Annotated in this window: 19 protein-coding genes; 15 read left to right on the top strand and 4 right to left on the bottom strand. The window is 43.4% G+C overall.

All coding sequences use genetic code 11. The annotated features are described in order from the left end of the window. Positions 1 to 39 precede the first annotated feature (39 nt). Positions 40 to 450, bottom strand: a complete 411-nt coding sequence (locus WOA13_RS02240; protein WP_342126370.1) for a hypothetical protein — start codon at positions 448 to 450, stop codon at positions 40 to 42. A gap of 537 nt (positions 451 to 987) precedes the next feature. After that, positions 988 to 1,494 (bottom strand): peptide-methionine (S)-S-oxide reductase MsrA, encoded by a 507-nt coding sequence (gene msrA, locus WOA13_RS02235; protein WP_342126369.1) that lies wholly within the window; start codon positions 1,492 to 1,494, stop codon positions 988 to 990. A 321-nt stretch (positions 1,495 to 1,815) separates the two neighbouring features. Between msrA and WOA13_RS02230 the strand changes: the two genes are divergently transcribed. From WOA13_RS02230 to WOA13_RS02185, 10 genes are all read left to right on the top strand, one after another. Beyond that, complete coding sequence (locus WOA13_RS02230) at positions 1,816 to 3,792, top strand: DUF2341 domain-containing protein (RefSeq protein ID WP_342126368.1); 1,977 nt, start codon at positions 1,816 to 1,818, stop codon at positions 3,790 to 3,792. 588 nt (positions 3,793 to 4,380) lie between these two features. Beyond that, the gene (locus tag WOA13_RS02225; protein ID WP_342126367.1) at positions 4,381 to 4,572 is read left to right on the top strand and encodes a CxxC-x17-CxxC domain-containing protein; all 192 of its coding nucleotides are present in this window, start codon (positions 4,381 to 4,383) and stop codon (positions 4,570 to 4,572) included. 249 nt (positions 4,573 to 4,821) lie between these two features. Then, a complete protein-coding gene (locus tag WOA13_RS02220) occupies positions 4,822 to 5,442 on the top strand; it encodes a magnesium transporter (protein ID WP_342126366.1) in 621 nt (206 codons plus the stop codon). Further along, positions 5,439 to 5,999 carry a magnesium transporter gene (locus WOA13_RS02215; protein ID WP_342126365.1) on the top strand — a complete coding sequence of 187 codons (561 nt, stop codon included), beginning with the start codon at positions 5,439 to 5,441 and terminating at the stop codon, positions 5,997 to 5,999. Before WOA13_RS02220 ends, WOA13_RS02215 begins: the two co-directional genes overlap by 4 nt. 67 nt (positions 6,000 to 6,066) lie before the next feature. Further along, positions 6,067 to 7,272: a potassium channel family protein gene (locus WOA13_RS02210; protein WP_342126364.1), complete on the top strand. Its 1,206-nt coding sequence runs from the start codon at positions 6,067 to 6,069 to the stop codon at positions 7,270 to 7,272. Positions 7,273 to 7,716: 444 nt separating this feature from the next. Continuing rightward, a complete protein-coding gene (locus WOA13_RS02205; protein ID WP_342126363.1) occupies positions 7,717 to 8,172 on the top strand; it encodes a hypothetical protein in 456 nt (151 codons plus the stop codon). Positions 8,173 to 8,396: 224 nt separating this feature from the next. Continuing rightward, entirely contained in the window at positions 8,397 to 9,146 is a 750-nt protein-coding gene (locus WOA13_RS02200) for a phosphocholine cytidylyltransferase family protein (RefSeq protein WP_342126362.1), read from the top strand. A 229-nt stretch (positions 9,147 to 9,375) separates the two neighbouring features. Next, complete coding sequence (locus WOA13_RS02195) at positions 9,376 to 10,494, top strand: pyridoxal phosphate-dependent aminotransferase (protein ID WP_342126361.1); 1,119 nt, start codon at positions 9,376 to 9,378, stop codon at positions 10,492 to 10,494. Further along, complete coding sequence (locus WOA13_RS02190) at positions 10,494 to 11,144, top strand: CDP-alcohol phosphatidyltransferase family protein (RefSeq protein ID WP_342126360.1); 651 nt, start codon at positions 10,494 to 10,496, stop codon at positions 11,142 to 11,144. The genes WOA13_RS02195 and WOA13_RS02190 overlap by 1 nt, the downstream gene beginning before the upstream one ends. A 41-nt stretch (positions 11,145 to 11,185) precedes the next feature. Then, a complete protein-coding gene (locus WOA13_RS02185; protein ID WP_342126359.1) occupies positions 11,186 to 12,457 on the top strand; it encodes a hypothetical protein in 1,272 nt (423 codons plus the stop codon). Between the two features lie 110 nt (positions 12,458 to 12,567). Here WOA13_RS02185 and rpiA read toward each other — a convergent pair whose 3' ends face one another. Together rpiA and aspS are read right to left on the bottom strand one after the other, a co-directional pair. Next, entirely contained in the window at positions 12,568 to 13,263 is a 696-nt protein-coding gene (gene rpiA / locus WOA13_RS02180; RefSeq protein ID WP_342126358.1) for a ribose 5-phosphate isomerase A, read from the bottom strand. Positions 13,264 to 13,309: 46 nt separating this feature from the next. Continuing rightward, complete coding sequence (gene aspS, locus WOA13_RS02175; protein WP_342126357.1) at positions 13,310 to 14,641, bottom strand: aspartate--tRNA(Asn) ligase; 1,332 nt, start codon at positions 14,639 to 14,641, stop codon at positions 13,310 to 13,312. A 429-nt stretch (positions 14,642 to 15,070) separates the two neighbouring features. Here aspS and WOA13_RS02170 point away from each other — a divergent pair, with 429 nt between their 5' ends. From WOA13_RS02170 to gyrA, 5 genes are all read left to right on the top strand, one after another. Beyond that, the gene (locus WOA13_RS02170) at positions 15,071 to 15,679 is read left to right on the top strand and encodes an NAD(P)H-dependent oxidoreductase (RefSeq protein ID WP_342126356.1); all 609 of its coding nucleotides are present in this window, start codon (positions 15,071 to 15,073) and stop codon (positions 15,677 to 15,679) included. Between the two features lie 2 nt (positions 15,680 to 15,681). Continuing rightward, positions 15,682 to 17,538, top strand: coding sequence for a monovalent cation:proton antiporter-2 (CPA2) family protein (locus tag WOA13_RS02165; RefSeq protein ID WP_342126355.1), 1,857 nt, complete (start codon positions 15,682 to 15,684; stop codon positions 17,536 to 17,538). A 375-nt stretch (positions 17,539 to 17,913) separates the two neighbouring features. Further along, entirely contained in the window at positions 17,914 to 18,519 is a 606-nt protein-coding gene (locus tag WOA13_RS02160; protein WP_342126354.1) for an ASCH domain-containing protein, read from the top strand. Between the two features lie 308 nt (positions 18,520 to 18,827). Next, positions 18,828 to 20,732 carry a DNA topoisomerase (ATP-hydrolyzing) subunit B gene (gyrB, locus tag WOA13_RS02155; RefSeq protein WP_342126353.1) on the top strand — a complete coding sequence of 635 codons (1,905 nt, stop codon included), beginning with the start codon at positions 18,828 to 18,830 and terminating at the stop codon, positions 20,730 to 20,732. Positions 20,733 to 20,743: 11 nt separating this feature from the next. After that, entirely contained in the window at positions 20,744 to 23,248 is a 2,505-nt protein-coding gene (gene gyrA, locus WOA13_RS02150) for a DNA gyrase subunit A (RefSeq protein ID WP_342126352.1), read from the top strand. Positions 23,249 to 23,260: the final 12 nt, after the last annotated feature.

The following is a 23,260-nucleotide window of genomic DNA, read 5'->3' as shown; positions in this document are numbered from 1 at the left end:
GTTGCCTTTATTTCCATTAATCCTCCTCTTTACTATTAGTTATGTGCCTGGCGAAATTATACGGAAATCGAAATCACGAAGATTTGATTCTTCCTGTTTAATGTCCTTTCGGATTGCTATAATTATCTGCCTAAGAATCTTATCTTGTTCTGCTTGAGTATAAGGTGCTCCATTGCGAGCAGCATTAATGTAATCAAGGAGCTTGTTCACATTGCTTAAAACTTCAGGGCTTGCGATAAGATTCATCTTGCTTATTGACTGAGCCACCTTCAGATGGGCTTCGTGTGTCTTAGACTCTGATCCAAGATCAGAGATACCTGAGAGGAACTCCGAATATATATCCAGACGAAACTCCAATTCTTTCAGTTTATGCTCTCGGCGACGATCAACTAAATAAACGATAATTGATGTAAAAGCTCCTATAACTGCAACCCAGATTATAGCTTCCATTGTATCCCATCTCCCTATGTTTAATATTTAGTATATCAGTGAAGCACGCTGTTACTTTGCGGAGATCAATAACAACGTTGTAGCATAGTTTTTCGTCTATGCTTCGTGTCTGATTAAAATAACTCCTTCACACCAGTAGGTAAGCACTTTTGAGAAGACATTATTCAATCCACATTTTTTTATTTGTAACATGTATGTTTATAGTTAATTATTTAAAATTCTTAAGATGAAATACTTTATGAAATTATCTGGATAAATACAAATTTAGTAGAATCAATTCGGGTAAGTAAGAATACTGTAATGCTGCTTTCTATATTTGTAAAGGAATAATTCTGAAGATAAGATCTCTTTTCCTTTCAATGCTCCTTATCTGGAAAGATTGGGGAGTTAGGAAGAGTATTCTTAAAATTTTAGCAGTTCATTTGAATTTAGAAAAAGTATTTCTACAAAACCTATTACTATTTGCTCTTACATATTACACAGGAAAAAGATAGAGATCAAAAAATAAACATTTGTCAGCTTCCCTCTTACCAATGATCATTTTATGATATGTCCGCCAGAGGCAGTTTTTTCAAAATATTGCTGGTGATATTCCTTTGCCCTGAAAAATCTTGCAGCAGGACGTATCTCGGTGATAATGTCCTTCCTGAATTTCCCGGAACTCTCGATCTCCCTTTTTGAAAGTATTGCAAGTGACTTCTGCTCATCGTTATGGTAAAAAATAACTGAACCATATTGACCTGGCACTTTTTCCCCTTTTTCATCAGGAGCCGTTGGGTTATGCAGTTCCCAGAACAATTCCAGGAGCTTTACATAAGGCACAACATTCGGATCATAAACGATCTGGACAACTTCAAAGTGTCCGGTATCTCCCACGCTTACTTCTTCATAGGTAGGATATTCAAGTTCTCCTCCCATGTAACCTACTGCAGTCGCGACAACGCCCTGAACCCTGCGAAAGATGGCTTCTGCTATCCAGAAACTTCCCGCAGCAAAAGTGGCGACCTCATATCCTTCGCTCCTTAGCTTCTCAAAAAGCTCCATTGTAACATCGGTAAATGTAATACCTCCATCATTATGTTGGTGAATCCTTTAAGATTCATTTTGAGTTCTTAGTTTATAATTGCGTTCCTGGAAGCAATAAATATCGGGTTTGTAGGGAGTTAAAGAAAGATTAAAGAAAGGGTTATTGCCCCCCAGCTAACCTAATTATGTCCTGTATCCTCTTAATAGTTCCTCTGTAAGCAATGCCTACCTTCCTGAGAATGAACAGCTCCAGATTCTCTTACCATGGCTTCATCCAGGGCCAGAAGTAGCACATATAATATAAATGAAGATAGAGCAATTAATAGATAGGTGAGTTGTATGAAAAGAAACATTATCTTAGTTCTGCTCATTTCCATAGCTCTTTTGACCGGAATGATGGGTACAGGCCTGGCTTTATCCAATACAGGGGGAGGAGAATGGGATTTCTCTGAAGAACTGACAATAAAAGAGAACTCTGGTAAGGATCTAACCAATTACCAGGTACAGGTTCTGCTGGATCCTTCAAATTTCGATTTCTCAAAAGCAAATCCGGATGGGTCAGATATCAGATTTTCCATAAATGACAGGCAATTGTATCATTGGATCGAAGAGTGGGATGCTGGATCAGAGAGTGCTATTATATGGATCAATGTCCCATTTATTCCTGCTAATGGAATGACAGATGTGACAATGCATTATGGAAATCCAGCTGCAACTGACATTAGCAATGGTGCTTCCACGTTCGATTTCTTTGATGATTTTGTCGAATCGCGCCTGGGTATTGCGAACTGGAGATCTGATACAAATGCAGGAGGAGAGATTGAGATTAGCAATGGGATCCTCCGCCTGGTAAACCCAGTAAAACACCCCACGGATTTTGCAAAAATAACTTCCAAGGATGCATTTGGGATAAACTCAATGTTCGTTGTCAAGAGAATGAAGGTTACCACAGGGTCCGAACCAATAGGTCCGGTACTGGAGCAGGGACTTCTTGATCCGCAAGATGAAACCGAAAATAGGATAATCCTTCGTACAGAACTCGCCAATGAGAGTAAGGTTTCATGGACTCTGACCAGGGATGACGATAGGTTCAAGTCATGGGATCTGACAAACCTTGGTATTGCAGAGGGAACATGGTATACATCAGGTATTGCATGGTATCAGGATGGTGATTTCAAAAACGTTTCATGGTTCAAGAATGGGGTAAGAGATACAAGGATGGATTATTCCTATTACATTGAAAATGAAGATGAAACTATAATTGACCACATCCCGGACAATGAATTGAAATTATACCTGTATTCAAGTACAGCCAGCACCATAAATAATATGGGCTATATGGCTGTGGATTATGCAATTGTACGTAAATATACACCACAGGAACCAACCGTTTTCATGCCTGGAGAGATCGTTACGCAAGAGCCTGAGTCCTTGCCGGAAAGTGATGTACAGGTACCTCAGCCCATTTTAAAAGATATTAATATGCCTGCCTCTGAGGCTGGAAAACAAGCGATATTTATCTTTGAGCCTTATTCTGACGACAGATCGATTTCTGTTATAAACGATCTGAAGGACAGTGGCATAAATACAGTGTTCCTGAGGACGGATATCGACAATATCTGGAGCTCTGAGAGATTCATAAAATCGGCCCATGAAAATGACATAACAGTCCACGCAATGATCCTTGATGAAAAGAAGGATTTCGTGGATGGAAGTGGTGAAAGTTCAATTGAGGCGGTCGAGGCAGTCCTTGATTACAACACGAAATCACTTGCAGGATTTGATGGCATATACATAAGCCTGAAAACCTGTGATCCTGCTGAACTGGAACAGGTGTGTCTGGAAAATGCACTGCTTTTGGAAGCCATCCATGAAAGAACAGCTGGAAATGTATTACTGGTTGCAGGAATTCCGGCAGCTTATGACAGATCAGCTATAGAGAACATTACATCCAATGTTGATCTCTTTGTTCTAATGGCCCATGACATGGATGAGGTCGATCTGACAGCTGAAGAAATAGAGGATTCCGTTGCTTCAAAAATGGGAGAGATCCGAGGGGCTGAAGAATATGCCCTGATCACAGTTGTCGTTAGCGAAGAATCTGATGATGCAAAAGTCAATGAATTGTTGAATAGCCTATACGCCTACTACTCTGAAGATCCGGCATTCCTGGGTGTTTCTCTTCTAATGCAGGAAGACCTGCAAGAAGTCATAGAGGCTTCAGCTCCGCCCGAAGATAAGGGAACACCAGGATTCGAAGCTATATTTGCGATCATTGGTTTGCTATCGATCGCATATATACTGAGGAAGCGATGAGAGCGTTGGTATTGCGGAACAACTGAAAATGTAAATAGGATGGATATTTGGATAACAATTTTCAATTATTCATTCCTTAAGCTCTTTTTTTAATGATCTCTTTTTCTTTTATACAGATACTTCTTGAAATCAATCACGAAGAATGGCGAGCTTGCAACTGCCTTATACTGAATGGAAAAAGATAAGATTCTCTAAAGGTACTTTGCACTACATGAAGCAGAATGCGAGGAGTGATAAACCATTTACTCTCAATGCTCATCACAACGTGCAATTGTCCCTAAGGATAGTGAAATTGCTTGAAGTTTTTTGATGTATTTTGTCGTACAATTGTCATTTTTTTTGTAAATATAAAATTTGATAGCAGAGGTTATTTATATTATACGATGCTGTTAAGTGCTAGTTCGATTGCTCAACGATTTTATAAAGGATTACTCTATTTTCGTGTGCTTCTTTTAACAATTGCTGATAGTAAGAAGTAGTCGTATCGGAATGAGCGATTTGGTTAAGACAAGGTAAAACTGGTCATGCGATAATTCTCAGTCTCGGTTCTGCTGTACGGACTATATAAATATTTAGGAGATAAAACAAATGGGATACAATGACAGAGGCGGAAACAGTAGAGGCGGCGGTGGCTTTAGATCAAACAATGGTCCAAGAGAAATGCACAAGGCAACATGCTCAGACTGCAAACAGGAGACTGAAGTACCTTTCAAGCCATCTGGTGACAGACCTGTATACTGCAGGGAATGTTTCCAGAAGCACAGACCAGCCAGATACTAATTATATCTTGATATAATTCAATTCTGACATATTTTTATAAAAGACAGATACACTGTAATCGTCCCGATTGATCAGTATCTGTCTGATATACTTTTTCTTTGTCCTTTTTTTTGACGATCTATCTTGTAAGCTAAGCTAGAGAGGTATCTATTAATAAAAATCGAAAATCCTTTTCCCCAATAATTCATCGGTTTATTCCCACCAAACCTCTCACAAATCGTTTAATACTAAAAGTACAAATAGCAGACTATGTCTCACAGCTCCTATGCTGAAGAGGACGACGATGTTGAGATCGAAGAGGAATACCTGGGAGATTATGCCAGTGTTCGGTCTATTGTGAAGGAGGCATTGCCGTTCCAGCTTATTGCTACGTTAGGAGGAGCTGTGGCCGGGCTTATACTCACGGGGATGACGGAGGAGCTTGAGCTTATTCCGGGGCTGATCGTTATTTATCCGGCGGTCCTGGGGATGCGTGGGAATATTTCGTGTACTCTGGGGTCACGGCTTGGGAGTGCTATTCATATGGGTCTTATTACTAAGATCGAGAGGAATCCGGAGCTTACCAATAATATCCTGGGGTCTTTGATACTCGGTTTTATTCTTTCTGTGGCTCTTGGTATACTGGGGCATGGCATGACAGCCCTGCTGGGGCTTGAGAGTGCTGGTGTTGTAGCACTTACGGTGATCGCTGTGCTTGCAGGGGTGTCCTCAGGGCTCATTCTTGCGGTTATTGCTGTGTTCCTTGCGCTGGGTATGTTCAGGTTCGGATTTGATCCTGACAACGTTGTGACGCCTGCAATTGCCACCATTGGTGACATCGTATCCATGTTCATGCTGTTAATGGCTGCAAAGGTGGTGCTGATGTTATGACCTACTATACCATCGACAGCATCGTTCGCAGGGGATTGCCTATCCTTTTGCTCACATCACTGCTCGGGCTTACTGCAGGACAGCTGATGAACTCCCAGATCGACAATCTCGTAGCCATTCCAACCATACTTCTACTGATACCCGCGCTGATCAAGATAGGTGGCGACACCGGGAGCATGCTGGGCGCAAGGCTGTCCTCGGCATTCCATATGGGTATCGGTACCACGCATATTCAGAAGAACCCGGTGGTCAAGAACAGCGTCATTGCAGCGTTCATAGTCGGAATATCAGCTTCGGTGTTCCTTAGCATCATCGCCTGGATGATATGCTGTTTCGGGGAAAGTGATTTTGGTTTCTTCAAGATCTTTACCATATGCATCATCTCCAGCTTCTTTGAGCTGATAGCTGTCTTCTCAGCCACCATTGCGATAGCATTCGCATCCCACAGGTTCGGGATCGATCCGGATGATACCGTAATTCCCATCATCGCAACACTGGGGGATATCGTGGGGATCATTGCTATCTTCTCAACATTACATCTAATGCACATCATCTAAAAACGTCATGAAAAACGATTATATATAAATAATTAGAAAATCATAGCTAATAGCTGGTATTAATAACATGAGTCCCAAAGAAATCAAGTATATTCCGAGGAATCTAAAAGACCTTCTCATTGAAATGAAGGACACTTCGGAGCTGATGGTCGATCTTGCCTATTCTGCAATGGTATATGATGACGAGGACATTGCCGAGGAAGTGCTTCATCTTGAAGAAAGGATGGACACGCTTCACTACCACATGAAAATGGCCGCAATGCTTAGCACACGCCGTATTGACGAGGCTGAGGACATGGTAGGCGTTCTCCAGGTGGCAGCATCCGCCGAGACCATCGCCAACGCAGCCGGTGACATTGCAAAGATCATCGACATGGACATCGGAATTCCTCTTGAGCTCAAACTTGGTCTCAGGGAAGCCGAAGAGACCATCGTAAGGGCCACTGTCAATGAGAACTCCGACATGTGCGGACGTACTCTTGGTGACCTCGAACTTGAGGTCGAGACCGGCATGTGGGTCATCGCCATCCGCAGGAGCGATGACTGGATCTATGACCCGCACCACGACACCCGCGTCCGTCCCAATGACGTGATCTTCGCAAGAGGTCATGACGAAGGCGTACCTCTATTTGTTGAGCTTGCCACCATGAAAAAATATGTCCCGCGCAAGTTCGAACACGAGAGCGTCTTAAAGGACCTCGAAAAGGCAGTGGATCTTATAGTTGACATGAAGAACACCGCTGAACTGTCCGTAGGACTCGCATATTCAGCCTTGCTCTTTGACAATACCGATATCGCTGAAGAAGTAAAGGCCCTTGAGGCCGAGATGGACAAAAAGAAATCCGATCTCCAGCACTGGGTCCTTGAGACCGCAAAACACGTTCCTGACGTGAACCAGCTTCGTGGCCTGCTTCAACTGGCCAATGCATCAGAGTTCATCTCTGACGCCGCATACGGAATTGCAGATATCGTCCTCCGTGACATCGATCTGCACCCCATCATCACCATCGCTGTACGTGAATCCGATGAGGTCATGATCAAAATGCAGGTTGACGGCTGCTCACCTATCATCGGCAAGAGCCTCAGGGAGCTGAAGCTTGAGACCGAGACCGGAATCCACATAATGGCTATCAAGCGTGATGAGCGCTGGGTCTACAGTCCTGTCCCACGCACAATGGTCAGGGAAGGAGATATCCTCATAGGCCGTGGTTCACAGACCAGCGAGGAAGCACTTCTCGAGATGTGCGCCTGTCCCACAAGAGCAGATGAGTGATTTTAGCTCTGTAGAATTGTCAACTAAGCTAAATACATGGCCTTGATATCCCATCGAGGTTGTGTATTAATATCTTTAATTTCACTTCTTTCACTTGATTTTCGTACTTCTTTGCATAATAATTCTCTTTATGATCTTTTTTCAGAATTGCAATAGCAATGTCTATGTACATTTTAGGCCAGATTGCAATTGATATGAACAAATTCTGCATAAACTAATCAAAATATTTATAAAACATCAGTTAATTTATTGTAATGTATGGGTTCGGCAAAGTTTAGCAGCAACAGCTAAACCCTACAACAAAAAGGTACGATCATATTTGTCTTAATTTAGTCTAAAGCTTTTGTGATTTTGCCTCTGTTGTATATGAAATGAAGTGAGAAAATGAAACGAAAAGATGGATTTCCACAGAGCCTGATCTTTAGTAGCGGGGGTTTTTGCTAAATGGATAAAGCAGTTGTATACGGCCTGCTTATACTTTTTTTAGGAATCGCAATTGGGTACAGCATCAATGACATGGCAACTATCGAAGAGGTTCCCGGTGGAATGAAAGTACCGGAAATGTCAGTCGGCTTGGGCTCCATTGATGAGAACAATACTGACAGTCACAGACTTAGTTACAATCTCTTTTTGTATAATTCAGGAGATGAAGATGTATACGTAAATTCGGTAGAACCAATTTTCGGTGAGAACATCTCAAAAATGGTAGTGACCGAAAACAATACTATAGTTGTGGACAGAACTATAAACGGAAACTCTTCGGCAGAGATTAGCGGTCAGGTGGAATTGAATACCACCGGTCTATCAAAAGAAGAGATTTTTGATGCAACTGAAATAACCATCATAGGATACAACATATCTTCAACAGAGACCATCTATAATTTCTGGGCAGAATTTTAAAAAATCGTAGAAAACACCTGTGTATAAGCCAAATGATCATTGCAGGTCTTTCTCCCTCTTTTTTGTAAGATCAGTTCAGCAAGTTGAAATGACTTAATGATTTCAGCATCTTCATCTTTAAATTAATTTAGCAGCTGAGGCAGAATTGACCGATATTACTACCATCCTCCTTAAGTACTAACAACTCCTTTATATATGATGGAAAAAACACAATCGGATATACAATGAACTCAGACCACAGTAATCGTGGTAATGGACCCATAACTACAGCATTATTATTGGCAGCCGGAAAGGGCAGCCGTCTTTATCCTCTGACACGCGACACACCGAAATGCCTCACAATGGTTCACGAGGCGTCTATTCTTGAACGACTTGTCATCAATTTAAAAAAGCAAGGCTTCAAACGTCTTGTTGTAGTCACAGGATATCAGGAAAAATGCATTCGTGATTTTTTAGAAACGCGGGCTTGCGGAATGGAGATCGACTTTATTATAAGCCCCCTTTACGCGACCACCAATAACATATATTCACTCTGGATGGCACGTAATATCATCAATGAGCCGTTTTTGCTTGTTGAAAGTGATCTTGTTTTTGATGGATCTCTTCTGGATGACATGTGCTCTCCTGACAGAATTGCTGTTGCACGCATGCAACCGTGGATGAATGGTTCAACTGTTACGATCAACCGATCCCAAAATGTTAAGAAATTCCAAAATGGTATTGCCGGGACGTTTGATGAGGCCAGATACAAGACTGTTAATATCTACAGTTTTTCACTATCTTCATGGCATCGTATTACAGAAAGACTTGACCAGTACATTTCAGCCGGCAAAGTAAATGACTATTATGAAACCGTATTTGCAGAAATGGTGGCTGATGGCAGTCTCGACCTTAAAACAGTCTCTTTTGACAGCAAGCGATGGTATGAGATTGATACAGTTGCAGACCTGGCAAAGGCTGAAACACTATTTTAGGCGGATAAATACGAAACAATAATTCCTTACGAAACCAAGCCACATACTTCTGGAATACCAAGGCCGTTTTTCCAGCAATCAAAATGTGGGGTGAAGGTGGGGATTCCTCGTTCACTTTCAGGTTTAAAACCATTACCTAAGCCCTGCTCTTTAAACCTGAAACCACTTCTTGAGGCTAACAAATTAAAAAATAAAGTATCACATCAAAAAAGTTCTATGGAGGGGATGCATGATGCAACAAAATTATGAGACTCAATCTGAAAAATATGAATTTATTTCCGGACAGCATGGCGGTTACTATCGCCATGATTTTATTGATCATGCTTATCTTTACAATCTATATTTCCCGCCAGAAGAAGTTTTTACAAGCTTTAAAGATAAAATTCACGACCTTGTCCTTAACTACCCGATTGCACAGGATGCTCTTGACGATCTCATAGGTGATCTGATCGATCAGCCTGCTGAAAGGATCGTTGTAGGAAACGGCGCTGCCGAGCTTATCAAGATCATATCCGGCCACATATCCAGCAAGTTGATTGTTCCAGTACCATCTTTTAATGAATATGTGAATGCAGCACCAGTAGACAAAGTAGTTGAATTTCCTCTTGAATTTCCATCTTTTCAATTGGATGTAGACAAGTTTGCTGCTGAAGCGATCAAGGTTAAAGCAGATGTTGCTGTCGTGGTAACACCTAATAACCCAACATCGATCCTGGTTCCAAAGTCTGATCTAATATCTCTTGCCCAAAAACTTGCAGACCATGACTGTATGCTGATCATCGATGAATCATTCATAGATTTTGCACATGATAAGGATAAGGCAACTCTGGAACATGAACTCGAACGTTATCCGAACATAGCCATCATTAAAAGTATGAGCAAAGCCTATGGCATCTGCGGTATCAGGATCGGTTATCTGCTAACTGCAAATTTAGCATTTGCTGAATCTGTAAGAAAAGGTGTACATATATGGAACATTAACGGATTTGCCGAAGAGTTTCTGCGGATATTGCCCGATTACAGACAGGAATTTGTTGAAAGCTGCAAGCAGGTACGGATCGACAGGTACAATCTGTACAAAAGCCTGTGTGCGATCCCGGGAATGACTGTTTACAAACCCGATGCAAACTTTATTTTCTGCCGCCTCCCTGATCATGCACAAAGTGGTCCTGAAGTCACACGGAAGTTGTTCATTGAGCATAATATGTACATAAAACACTGCCAAGACAAGACCCTGCCTGATTCTGACCGCTATGTTCGTATCGCCAGCCGTACTGAAGCAGAAAATTGCAAATTAGTTGAAGCATTAGTAGATGTTATTGACTCCAACAAGGTGGAAGTATTCTGATGAATAATTCAGAACGTCAGCGATCGCATCAGACAGGAATGCTTGCTTTCACCCGTGATCTTCCAAATATCTGTTCGCTTGCAGGACTGTTATGTGCGGTCCTTAGCATATACTATGCCATATTAGGTAATTTGTCGATCGCGATAATTGGTATGATGTGGGCTGTTGTTTTTGACTGGGGTGATGGTCTCATTGCTCGCAGGATGAAGGGACGAACTGATGAATATCGAGCTTTCGGGGGACAGCTTGATTCATTGATAGATATTGTAAGTTTTGGAATTTGCCCCGCTGTATTTCTCTTGAGCTATGGAGAATTCAGCCCATGGTTCCTACCCGGAGCGTTCGTGATCGTCGCCGTCAGTGCAATACGGTTGAGTTATTTCAATGTTTTCGGCCTGGTCGATGATTCGACATATATGGGATTAGCACTTGACAACAATGTACTGATTCTTGCTTTTATCTTCCTGTTTGACAGTTTTTTCAGCCATCCGACCTTTTCAGTCGCTATATATTCATTGTTTATGTTTATGGCTGTCTTTAATTTAGCACCAATCCGAACGCCCAAGTTTTCCGGCAGGTGGTTTTCTGTTCTCCTGGTTTATGTCCTGCTGTTAACAGTCATCTATAGCTGGATGCTGTGGAGCAAGTAACAATAAAATGGAAACTACTTATCTAAAAAAAGGAAGATTTAATGTATGAATATCAATCACTCAGAAAATGCATCTCAAACAATGACAATGAGCTAATAATTTTCGGGGCAGATCGTTTTTCACAGTTTCCGTGCCGTGATGCATCCGTTAATTCAAAATGTGACCGAGTGCTTCCGGTAGCACGTTCTGATGATGTGGTAGTTCTACGCGGAAAGCTGGACTCCGAGTATCATAAATGGCTGCGTTCCCATGGTCTGGGGTCTGATCATATTGTAGAATATAATGCTTATTCAGGAGAAATGTCGCTCTCAGAACTTATCGTTAATGATCCTGAACCAGTTAAAAAGATCATCAGGCAGATCGGGAAAAAACCTGTATATGTGCCATGGTTTTCAGGTCGTATGGAAACTGAAGCTGCAAAAGTTCTTGGAGCTGATCTTTTTGGAGCAACTGAAACTGCAACACTAAAGTATAATGATAAGTCAGCTTTTAAGACCGTATGTCAAGAATTAGGCATTGCTGTTGTTGAAGGTACTTCATTTGACATGCATCCTGAAGACAATAATAATTGTACAGATATGGAAAACATCATTAACGAATATCTGTCAACCTGCGAAACTGTTATTATTCGCGGTACTTTGGGTGAAGCCGGCATGTCGTTATACAAAACGAAAGGCAATGATATTTCTGAAATCTATAACGAAATTGCAGCTAGTGGTGAAAGATCAATTATCATTGAACCTTTTATGAATGTTTCTTCTTCTCCGAATGATCAGTGGGCGATCAGCAGAGATGGAAATATAAATTCACTTGGCATGCGAGATCAAATATGCGAAAGGGGGATGGTACACGTTGGCACTCTCAAAGAAGCAGATGCATCAGCAGATACTTTAAATTGCATTACAAAAACATCTGTAAAAATTGTAACTAATATGGCTGAATTCGGATATCGGGGTATAATCGGTATAGATTATATTGTATCGGATGATGGTATATTTCCTGTTGAAAATAATGCTCGTTTTAACGGTTCCTCTTATGTGAGCATGATCGTAGATAACATTGAAGAATCATTTTCCCCTATTCCATTCTGGAAATTTATCAAGATAAGGACAGAAGCATGCTCATTTCTTGAGCTAACTGAACGTATTGAGCCAGTACTTTACGATGGCAAAAAATTAAATTCCGTATTTCCTTTTAGTTGTGATACATTGCCGTTATCCGGAGATTTTGCTGTTATACTCTTAGCCGAGAATATGGCTGAGATCTTTAACATCGAAGAATCACTCAAAGAAATGGTGATCAAAAGTTTTTGATCAATCTTATATGCCAATAAATTATCGATCAAAATCTAAAAATTAAAAAAGTACAATGCAGGTCCTGAATTTATCTTAAAGGGCCACGCATTGGAAATTTAATATGACGGTTATTTGATGATCTCAACAGCGCCGCCTTTCCTGCCAACATAGACCTCGTCCGTGTTCAGGAAAATGCCGTGCTCTACAACTCCCACGCATGCGGAAAGCCTCTGGTAGAGCTCTGCAGGGTCGTCAATGGTTCCGAATTCCACGTCCATGATGACATTGCCGTTGTCTGTGATGACAGGACCGTCCTTTCTGGATGCCATCCTTATTGCAGGGACACCGCCAAGTTCGATCATCTGCTTTTTCACAAGCTCCCTTGCGTATGGAAGGACTTCCACAGGCACGAAGTGGTTGAGCTCTTCGCTCATCTTGGAGTCATCTGCAACCACAATGAAGCGAATTGCTGAATTTGCAACGACCTTCTCGCGGGTATGTGCTGCACCGCCGCCCTTGATGACGTTCATCTTAGCATCGACCTGGTCTGCACCATCGATTGCAAGGTCGAGCACAGGATGCTCTGCAAGGCTTGTTAGTGGCACACCTGCTTCGATTGCAAGCATCTCTGCCTGGTAGGATGTGACCACTGCGAGAACGTCCAGGTGTTCTTCACGCACACGTCTTCCAACCTCTGCAATAGCAAAGGCTGTGGTGGAGCCGGTACCAAGACCGATCACCATGCCGTCTTCCACAAGTTTTGCAGCTGCAATTCCTGCTGCCTGTTTTTCAGCACTGGATGCACTTGCATTTCTTTCTTTCATCTTAATTCCCTTCTTAGCGGAAAATAAATGATGAACGATGCCACCATTAAGGTGACAGTCGCCTCCTGTCCCTTGGGAACAGGACAGTGTCACGGATGTTCTCTACACCGAGCATTGTCATAACAAGACGCTCACAGCCGACACCCCATCCGGAGTGAGGTGGCATACCATACTTGAATGCACGTAGGTAGAAGTCAAAACCATCAGGATTGAGACCCTGTGATTCGATCCTCTCCTTGAGCATGTCATGCAGGTGGATACGCTGTGCACCGGAGGAAAGCTCCATTGTCCTGTGCATCATATCGAATGACTTGGAGATAAGTGGGTCGTTCTCGTATGGCATAGCGTAGAACGGCTTGATCTCGGTTGGCCAGTCAGTAATGAAGTAGTGTGATTCGCCGGTCTCCTTGAAGACGTGCTCACCGATGGTGTGCTCTGCCTGTGTACCAAGGTCATCTCCCCACTCGAGCATTTCATCGCCCTTTGCGTTGACGATATCTACAGCCTCGCTGTATGGGACCTTCATGAAAGGTGTCTCCGGTACCTTAAGCTCAACACCAAGAGCCTCAAGGGAAGCGGATTCGTTCTCAATGACCTGTCCATAGACGTAAGCGATCATATTCTCGAGGATCTCCATGACCTGGAAGTGGTCCACGAAGCTTGCCTCGATATCGATGGATGTAGCTTCATTAAGGTGCCTGCGGGTGTCGTGTTCCTCTGCCCTGAAAATAGGACCGATCTCGAATACCCTGTCAAGTCCTCCTGACATCAGGATCTGCTTGAAGAGCTGAGGGCTTTGGTTAAGGAATGCTTCCCTGTCGAAGTATGTGATCGGGAAGAGTGATGTACCACCTTCGGTAGCTGTTGCCACGACCTTAGGACTTGATGTCTCGATGAAGCCCTCGGTTGAAAGGAAGTTCCTCACTGCACGGAGGACCTCATGGCGTATCTTGAAGATAGCTGTGGTCTTCTCACGTCTTAAGTCAATGAACCTTGAGTCAAGACGTGTGTCAAGCTCAGCATCTACCTTTCCGGTGGTGTCCATTGGAAGTGGTGATTCTGCCTCGTTGAGGAGTACGACCTCATCAGGGATGATCTCATATCCGTTTGGAGCCTTGCCTTCAGGTTTTGCAGTACCGGTAACAGCCACAACTGACTCACGTACCAGCTTTCTTGCAGTATCGAAGAGTTCCTTGTCGATCTTCTTCTTGACAAGTGTGACCTGTGCCCTTCCGTCGCGGTCACGGACCACCAGGAAGCAGATACCGCCAAGGTCCCTGACTTCATGTACCCATCCGCAGACGGTGACCTTCTCATCACCGATCGTTTCCGGGTTGATCTGTGAAGTATAATGTGTTCTCGGGTTTTCTAATGCCATTTGTTCACCTTATAAAGTTATCAAAATGATATGTATCGCGCTTTATGACGCTTTTGATAAGCCTGTTAGTATATAAACTATTCTTGTAGTCTAAAATGCATTAATGTAAATATATCTTACTGTACCACTTCTTTTTAGGTGGGATCACATGAATTACCATATTAATGATCTTTCACTATAGATCAGAAACGATAGATCATATTATACGCTGAAAATCCTTTATCGATACGTGTATCCATTGCAGGATGAATGATCTTTGTGATACTATTGTATGAGCGAAAGTATTATCTAAAATATTATCCATGACGCCTGTTACGTAAAAATAACAGACGTGTTTTGTACTTTTAGGGTCAAGAAGGAAGCATAGTTTAAGTTTCCTCCACATTTTTAGCAATTGTTAAAACTATCATCCATTCAGGAAAGAAAACCATGAACAGAATTCTCATTAATTTTGCTCATCCGTCAAGGCCACGCTCAAAGTTCAATAATGCCCTGCGTGCTGCTGTTGAAGATCTTGAAAATGTAACTATCAATGATCTTTATGCAAACTATCCGGATTTTATGATCGATATCAAAAGAGAACAATCCCTCTGTGAAGATCATGATGTGATTATTTTCCAGCATCCTTTCTATTGGTTCTCAACTCCGTCGATCATGAAAGAGTGGCTTGATCTGGTACTTGAGCATGGCTGGGCCTATGGTTTGAAAGGCAATGCACTCGAAGGAAAGATTTTCCTGCAATCTATTACTGCAGGTGGTGACGACAGTACCTATCAGGAAGGTGGTTGTAACATCTTTACGATCAGAGAGCTAATATCTCCATATTACGCTATGGCAAAGGTATGTAGAATGAAATGGCTTCCACCGTTTGCAGTTCTGGGTATTCATGGAGGCTTGTCCAAAGAAAAAGTAAATGCTCATGTAGAGGACTATCGCCGTACCATCATTGCCTTGCGGGATGGAACACTGGATATTGAGAAAGCCCAGCAGGAGAAATACCTTAACAGTGATCTAAATTCAATTATCAGGAGATCGTAAAAGTGGAGAATTTCTTATTTCAGCTCTTTGTATTTCTGATCGCAGCAGCCATTGCCGTTCCTATTGCAAAGAGATTCGGTCTTGGCTCAGTTCTTGGATATCTAATAGCAGGTATCATCATTGGACCTTTCGGTCTCTCTCTGATCGCTGATATTGAAGAGGTCATGCATTTCACGGAGTTTGGCGTAGTAATGATGCTTTTCCTGGTCGGTCTTGAACTAAAACCATCACTGCTCTGGCAGATGCGCACCCCCATATTGGGAATGGGCGGAGTACAGGTCATTCTTTCGAGCATTATCATTGCTGGTATAGCCCTTATCTTTCTGCCCTGGCAACAGGCAATAGCCATCGGTCTTATCCTTTCACTTTCCTCTACAGCTATAATTTTGCAAACCCTGCGTGAAAAAGGATTGATGAATACCTCTTCCGGAAGATCGGTCTTCTCAGTTCTCCTTTTTCAGGATCTGGCAGTCATTCCTATGCTTGCAGTTCTACCTTTCCTGGCAACGATTGCTATGCACGATGATGGCCATCTTGAGTCAGCACTTTTTGATATCAGCTCACTGCCGGAATACATGCAAATTATTATTACGCTACTTGCGATTCTATCCATTTTGTTCCTTGGTAAATATGCAAGCAGGCCAATATTTAGGACCATTGCAGCTACACGGGTTCGTGAGATCTTTGTTGCTGCTGCCCTTGCCCTTGTAGTTGGCATATCCTTACTCATGATGACAGTTGGTCTTTCTCCTGCCCTTGGAGCATTCCTTGCAGGTGTTGTCCTTGCAGACAGCGAATATCGTCATGAGATTGAAAGCGATATAGAACCATTCAAGGGCCTCTTGCTTGGTATATTCTTTATCTCTATAGGTGCCAGTCTCAATTTCATACTGATCGGAGAACAGATAATGCTGATCGCAGGACTTACAGCAGGTCTGCTGGCTTTCAAATGGCTAGTCCTCTCTATTACTGCTTTCATCTTTAAGATGCCAACAAAAGAGCGCTCATTTTTTGCAATTGCCCTTGCTCAGGGTGGTGAATTTGCATTTGTTCTTTTCCAGTTTTCCAGAGTAAACGGAGTATTACCAGCTCAAACCATAGAGCCTCTTATTTCTGCAGTTGCGATCTCCATGTTCCTGACACCTCTTCTATTCCTGGCACATGAAAAGTTCAGTAAAAGTGGTCAGGATGATGAGGAGGCCAGACGTGATCCAGACATGATCGATCACACTGGACACAAGGTAATTCTTGCTGGATTTGGTCGTATTGGGACCGATCTTGGTCGTTTCCTTATTTCTGCCGGTGTTAAACCTGTCATTATCGATAATGATGAAGCCAATGTGGATGTTCTGAGAAAATTCGGATTTGAGGTTTATTATGGTGATATTACACGACTTGATCTTCTTGAAGCCGCCGGAGCTTCTGAGGCTGAACTCTTAATAATCACTATAGGTGATATAGACAAATCAAGAAAGTTGATCGAATTGGCAGGCAAGCACTATCCACACCTTAAAATAGCCGTTAATGCCTTTGATCGTCCTTCAGTCCATGAGCTCATGGATATGGGAGTCACTAACATACGAAGGGAGACTTTCGGTACTTCCCTTGCACTTGGTCAGGATTCCTTGCAACTTCTTGGTTTCGATCCTTATGAAGCACACAAGTTGATGCTCATTTTTAAGAAAAAGGATGAAGAGATGATGCCTGAACTGCACACAAAATGTCGTAAAGATGAAGACAGCTACATCTCAATGTATAAGAAACATAATGCAGACCTTGAGAAATTGATGACACTCGACCTTAATCTGGACATGAAAGAGATCGACAAAGCCTGGACTGCTGAAAACCCGGATACATAATGCGATATAAAGAAATCAGGAATATTTGGTAAATCACCCGGATCGTATTAACTTCCCTCTGGAATTGAAGCAGTCTCATGAAATTGATTTCAGGGGGGGGATTACATACCTTTTTCTATATTTTCAATATTTTTGCTTTTTCTTCTATTGGAGATGTTCAAAAAAAGAAGCAATTCCCATTGCCTGCCCGGATATCAGGCGCATATTTTCCTAAGGGCTCTTCATCACGATAATCATAAATTATATATAAAACCGGGTAGATGATGGTTTAACTAAAGAATATATATTCAATATATTTACTGACATCTGTCAGGACAAACTGTCGGAAAAGACAGCAAGCAACAGAACAGGTTAATACAGCGTAACGGTGATAAGATGGCTCATGGGCAGGATTCAACAACAGACATAAAAGTTTCCGGAAGCTGGGATGTCGTCGTTACTCCAAAAGAACCAACATATTTTGATCGTTTCTTACCCAATACCCATCAGCAGACCACACTTGCTGAATGTGGTATCGACTCAGGTGATGAATACGCATTGCCATACCCCAAGATCCACGTCCTTGCAATAAAACAACCCTGGGCATCACTGGTCATACGTGGCCTGAAGGACGTAGAACTACGTTCAAAGAACACATTCATTCGGGGCACTATCGCTATCTATGCAAGCAGGGCTCCTATCAGGAAGAAAGACCTGAAATGGGTTAGCGAGAACTATGAAATTCCTCCTGAACATCTCCATGACCTTCCCACAGGAAAGATTATCGGGACTGTAAATCTCGTTGAATGCAAGGAATATGAATCTGATTATCATTTCAAGCTGGACCAGAGTCGCCATCTGATCCCCGAGGAGGGCTATTCAAGCAACATAAAAGGATGGTTGTTCAAGTCACCCAGGAAGATCGAACCTGTGGACTACAGGTTCAATGGCGAGGTAGTCTGGAGCCTGGCAGATACCGAGATCATCCGACAAACGGTTTGATGTTCCTCTCGCATTGATGAACGTATTCTTATGTCCTATCTAACTTCTCCGGGCATGTATCGGTATCGGCTATTTTTCGACACAGCCGATATTTTGATTTTGCGATGTATCCTTCAGTAAATGTGGTTTGTAATCATATCTTTAATATACCTGTAATGCATACTAAGAGCAGATTATTTGACATAAAAATCAATATCTGCTAAATTGAAAATTAATAAATTCATTATGTGTTTTAACTACAAATATCATTTACACGATAAATGATCTTACTTGAGGGTAAAAAGCCACATCACATGGAGAAAATCGCGATGAGTGAAAGGCAAGATTACGATGCAACACACATTCAGGTTCTTGAGGGGTTAGAAGCGGTACGTAAACGACCCAGCATGTATATCGGAAGTGTGGACACCAGAGGACTTCATCACCTTGTGTACGAGATAGTTGACAACAGTATTGATGAAGCACTTGCAGGTTTTTGTACTTCTATAGACGTATCCATAAACGCGGACGGTTCTGTTACCGTTGTGGACAACGGTCGTGGAATACCTGTAGGCACTCATCCCAAATACAAGAAATCGGCCCTTGAGGTCGTTCTTACTGTCCTGCACGCAGGCGGAAAGTTCGACAAGAGCAACTACAAGGTATCAGGTGGTCTTCATGGTGTCGGTGTATCTGTGGTGAACGCCCTTTCCGAGTGGATGGAGGTTGAGGTAAAGCGTGATGGTAAACTTTATTACCAGCGCTATGAGCACGGTGTGCCGGTTTCTGACGTTTCCGAGATCGGAAATAGCGATGGTACCGGAACAAAGAGCACATTCATGCCTGACCCTGAGATCTTCGAGACCACTAATTTCGATTACAGCACTCTTATCACCAGGCTCCGGGAACTTGCATTCCTCAACAAGGGTATCCGTATCAGTATTACGGATTCCAGAGAAGAGGAACTGGAGCAGGATGTCTTCGAGTACGAGGGAGGTATCGTCTCCTTTGTCGAGCACCTCAACATGAACAGGACCGCTCTTCATAAGGACCCTATCTATTTCGAACGTGAGAAAGAAGGCACCATCGTAGAGATCGCCATGCAGTACACTGACAGCTATGGCGAATACGTCTATTCTTTTGCTAACAATATCAATACGCATGAAGGTGGAACACACCTCGTCGGTTTCAAGACAGCACTCACACGTGTTGCCAACGATTACATCAAGAAGAACAACGTCGTTAAAGGCGATGAGAAGCTTACCGGTGACGATATCCGTGAGGGGCTTGCAGCCATTATCAGCGTAAAACTTACAGAACCGCAGTTCGAAGGTCAGACCAAGACCAAGCTCGGTAACAGTGAGCTTAAGGGTATCGTTGATTCCATGGTCTCAGAAGGACTTGCTGAGTACATGGAAGAGAACCCAAAGGTTGCAGCTATCATCTTCCAGAAAGCGCTGGACGCCAGGCGTGCAAGGGAAGCTGCCAAGAAGGCACGAGAACTTACCCGAAGGAAGAGTGCCCTTGAGGTCAGCACACTTCCCGGAAAGCTGGCAGACTGTTCCGAGAAGGACCCGACAGTAAGTGAGATCTACCTTGTGGAAGGAGATTCCGCAGGCGGTTCCGCAAAACAGGGACGTGACCGTAAATTCCAGGCGATCCTGCCATTCAGGGGTAAGATCATCAACGTGGAGAAAGCACGTCTTGCAAAGGTCCTGAAGAACAATGAGGTCCTTTCCCTGATCACCGCAATGGGTACGAGTATCGGAGAGGATTACAACCTGGAAAAAGCACGTTACCACAAGGTCATCATCATGACCGATGCTGATGTTGACGGTGCACACATACGAACTCTTATACTTACTTTCTTCTTCAGGTACATGACCCCGCTTATCGATGCCGGTTATGTGTACATTGCCCAGCCACCTCTCTACAAAATAAAGAAGGGTAAGAAGGACTACTATGTCTATTCTGACAGGGAAAAAGTGGCAAAGCTTGACGAGATAGGTGAAAAAGGAACCAGTATCCAGAGATACAAGGGTCTTGGAGAGATGAACCCTGAACAGCTTTGGGAGACCACAATGAACCCTGATACAAGGACATTGTTGCAGGTGAGCATGGAAGATGCAGTAGCTGCCGATGAGATGTTTTCTGTGCTCATGGGAGACGAGGTTGCACCACGTAAAGCATTCATACAGAAGTATGCAAAGGATGTTGTCAACCTGGATGTGTGAGGTGAGTTAAGATGGCAGATAATACTAATAATGGTCCAGCAGATGAAAGGACGGAAGAAGAAGCACCTCTGGATATCCAGCCTACTGATACAGGCGAAAGGATCGTTCCTGTCCTTATACAGGAAGAGATGAAGAACTCCTATATCGATTATGCAATGAGCGTCATTGTGGGAAGGGCATTGCCTGATGCACGTGACGGTCTCAAGCCTGTCCACAGGCGTATCCTGTATTCCATGAAGGAAGCCGGTATCACATATGACAAGGCATACAAGAAGTCCGCCCGTGTAGTGGGAGACGTTCTTGGTAAATACCACCCTCACGGTGATTCCGCTGTTTACGATTCCCTTGTCAGGATGGTACAGGACTTCTCCTTAAGGTATCCGCTTATTGACGGTCAGGGTAACTTCGGTTCAATTGACGGTGATTCCGCAGCAGCAATGCGATACACCGAGGTCCGTATGGACCGTGTATCCAATGAGATGCTCTCAGACATCGACAAAGAGACTGTGGAATACAAACCGAACTACGATGGTTCCCTCAAAGAGCCTTCTGTGCTTCCTGCAAAGTTACCAAACCTTCTTATTAACGGTTCCACCGGTATTGCGGTGGGAATGGCCACCAACATGGCACCACACAATCTCGGAGAGGTCATCGATGCAACACTGAAGCTCATTGATGATCCTGAGACCACGATCCAGGAACTTATGGAGATCGTGAAAGGACCGGACTTCCCGACAGGTGCTACTATCCTGGGAAAACAGGGCATCAGGTCTGCATACGAGACCGGAAGAGGTCCCATCAAGCTGCGTGCTGTGACCTCTATAGAGGAGATGAAGAACGACAAGAACCGTATTGTTGTGACAGAACTTCCGTATCAGGTCAACAAGGCCAAACTTATCGAGAACATCGCTGCGCTTGTCAGGGAAAAGAGGATAGTCGGAATTTCTGATCTGCGTGATGAGTCCGACAGAGATGGTATCCGTATAGCAATTGAGCTTACAAGGAACACCAATCCTGAAGTTATCCTGAACCAGCTTTACAAGCATACCCAGATGCAGACAACCTTTGGTATCATCAATCTCGCACTGGTGGATGGTGTGCCAAGGGAACTGACCCTCAAGGAGATCCTCCAGATCTACCTGAAACACAGGATCGAGGTAATTCTAAAACGCAGTCAGTTCGACCTCAGGAAAGCCGAGGAAAGGGCACACATACTCAAGGGTCTGCTGATAGCACTTGATCACATTGATGAGGTCATCGCTCTTATTCGTGCTTCAAAGACAGTGGAAGATGCAAGGAACGGCCTGATGGACAAGTTCGGCCTGGATGAGATACAGGCAAAGGCAATCCTTGACATGCGTCTCCAGAAGCTGACCGGACTTGAAAGGCAGAAGGTCGTTGATGAGCACGAAGAACTTCTCAAGGTCATCGAGGACCTGAAGGACATCATCGCCAGCGATGAGAGAAAATATGATATTATCAGGGAAGAGCTGCAGGATATCCGTGACAGGTTCGCTGATGAACGCAGGTCAAAGATCACAGGCTCCCATGTTGAGATAGAGGACGAGGATCTTATTCCTGAGGAAGATGTCGTTGTGACCATCACGAACCACGGTTACATCAAGAGAATGCCGATCGATACTTACAGCCAGCAACACAGGGGTGGAAAAGGTGTCATTGGTATGGATACCAAGGAAGAGGACTTCGTAGAAGATATCTTCGTGGCTTCAACCCATGATTATCTCATGTTCTTCACAAACCGTGGAAAAGTACACTGGCAGAAGGTCTATGGAATCCCACAGGGAAGCAGACAGTCCAAAGGTAAGGCTATCGTCAACCTTCTGGAACTTGCAGAGAACGAATCCGTTACTGCGATGATCCCTGTAAAGGAATTCGATGAGGATCAGTACCTGTTCATGGCGACCAGGTCCGGTACGGTAAAGAAGAGCAGCCTGTCTGATTTCAGCAATGTCAGGAAGGCCGGTATCATTGCCATCAAGCTTGACGAAGGCGATGAACTGGTCAATGTGGCACTCACTGACGGCTCAAGGGAGATCATGATGGTCTCACGACACGGTAAGGCCATAAGGTTCTCTGAGGACGATGTACGTTCAATGGGAAGGGCTGCAAGAGGTGTACGTGGTATGAAGCTTGCAGGCGATGATATCGTTGTAAGCCTGGATATTGTAGACCCTGAGAGCAAACTTCTCACAATAACCGAGAACGGATACGGAAAGCGTACTTCATTTGATGAGTATCGTGGAATGAGAAGAGGCGGACAGGGTGTTATAACCATAGTAACCAGCCTGCGTAACGGTCCTGTGATAAATGTGAAGGCCGTTCAAGAGGACGACGAGGTCATTATTACCAGCTCTGATGGAATTATCATAAGGATCCCTGTTAAAGATATCAGGGCACAGGGAAGGAATACACAGGGTGTTAAAATTATGAACGTGAAGGCCGGCGACAAGGTCGTTGGTGTTGCAAGAATTAAGAAAGAGGATGACACGAACTAAACACTTTTAACC

This window comes from Methanococcoides sp. LMO-2 (genome assembly GCF_038432375.1).
Lineage (GTDB): Archaea > Halobacteriota > Methanosarcinia > Methanosarcinales > Methanosarcinaceae > Methanococcoides > Methanococcoides cohabitans.
Note: the sequence above shows the minus strand (reverse complement) of the source record. Positions and strands in the feature narration are given on the sequence as shown.

Bases quoted from the DNA above. Each gene is read 5' to 3' on its own strand.
- WOA13_RS02240 (WP_342126370.1), bottom strand. From the start codon at position 450: ATGGAAGCTATAATCTGGGTTGCAGTTATAGGAGCTTTTACATCAATT.
- msrA (WP_342126369.1), bottom strand. From the start codon at position 1,494: ATGGAGCTTTTTGAGAAGCTAAGGAGCGAAGGATATGAGGTCGCCACT.
- WOA13_RS02230 (WP_342126368.1), top strand. From the start codon at position 1,816: ATGAAAAGAAACATTATCTTAGTTCTGCTCATTTCCATAGCTCTTTTG.
- WOA13_RS02225 (WP_342126367.1), top strand. From the start codon at position 4,381: ATGGGATACAATGACAGAGGCGGAAACAGTAGAGGCGGCGGTGGCTTT.
- WOA13_RS02220 (WP_342126366.1), top strand. From the start codon at position 4,822: ATGTCTCACAGCTCCTATGCTGAAGAGGACGACGATGTTGAGATCGAA.
- WOA13_RS02215 (WP_342126365.1), top strand. From the start codon at position 5,439: ATGACCTACTATACCATCGACAGCATCGTTCGCAGGGGATTGCCTATC.
- WOA13_RS02210 (WP_342126364.1), top strand. From the start codon at position 6,067: ATGAGTCCCAAAGAAATCAAGTATATTCCGAGGAATCTAAAAGACCTT.
- WOA13_RS02205 (WP_342126363.1), top strand. From the start codon at position 7,717: ATGGATAAAGCAGTTGTATACGGCCTGCTTATACTTTTTTTAGGAATC.
- WOA13_RS02200 (WP_342126362.1), top strand. From the start codon at position 8,397: ATGAACTCAGACCACAGTAATCGTGGTAATGGACCCATAACTACAGCA.
- WOA13_RS02195 (WP_342126361.1), top strand. From the start codon at position 9,376: ATGATGCAACAAAATTATGAGACTCAATCTGAAAAATATGAATTTATT.
- WOA13_RS02190 (WP_342126360.1), top strand. From the start codon at position 10,494: ATGAATAATTCAGAACGTCAGCGATCGCATCAGACAGGAATGCTTGCT.
- WOA13_RS02185 (WP_342126359.1), top strand. From the start codon at position 11,186: ATGTATGAATATCAATCACTCAGAAAATGCATCTCAAACAATGACAAT.
- rpiA (WP_342126358.1), bottom strand. From the start codon at position 13,263: ATGAAAGAAAGAAATGCAAGTGCATCCAGTGCTGAAAAACAGGCAGCA.
- aspS (WP_342126357.1), bottom strand. From the start codon at position 14,641: ATGGCATTAGAAAACCCGAGAACACATTATACTTCACAGATCAACCCG.
- WOA13_RS02170 (WP_342126356.1), top strand. From the start codon at position 15,071: ATGAACAGAATTCTCATTAATTTTGCTCATCCGTCAAGGCCACGCTCA.
- WOA13_RS02160 (WP_342126354.1), top strand. From the start codon at position 17,914: ATGGCTCATGGGCAGGATTCAACAACAGACATAAAAGTTTCCGGAAGC.
- gyrB (WP_342126353.1), top strand. From the start codon at position 18,828: ATGAGTGAAAGGCAAGATTACGATGCAACACACATTCAGGTTCTTGAG.
- gyrA (WP_342126352.1), top strand. From the start codon at position 20,744: ATGGCAGATAATACTAATAATGGTCCAGCAGATGAAAGGACGGAAGAA.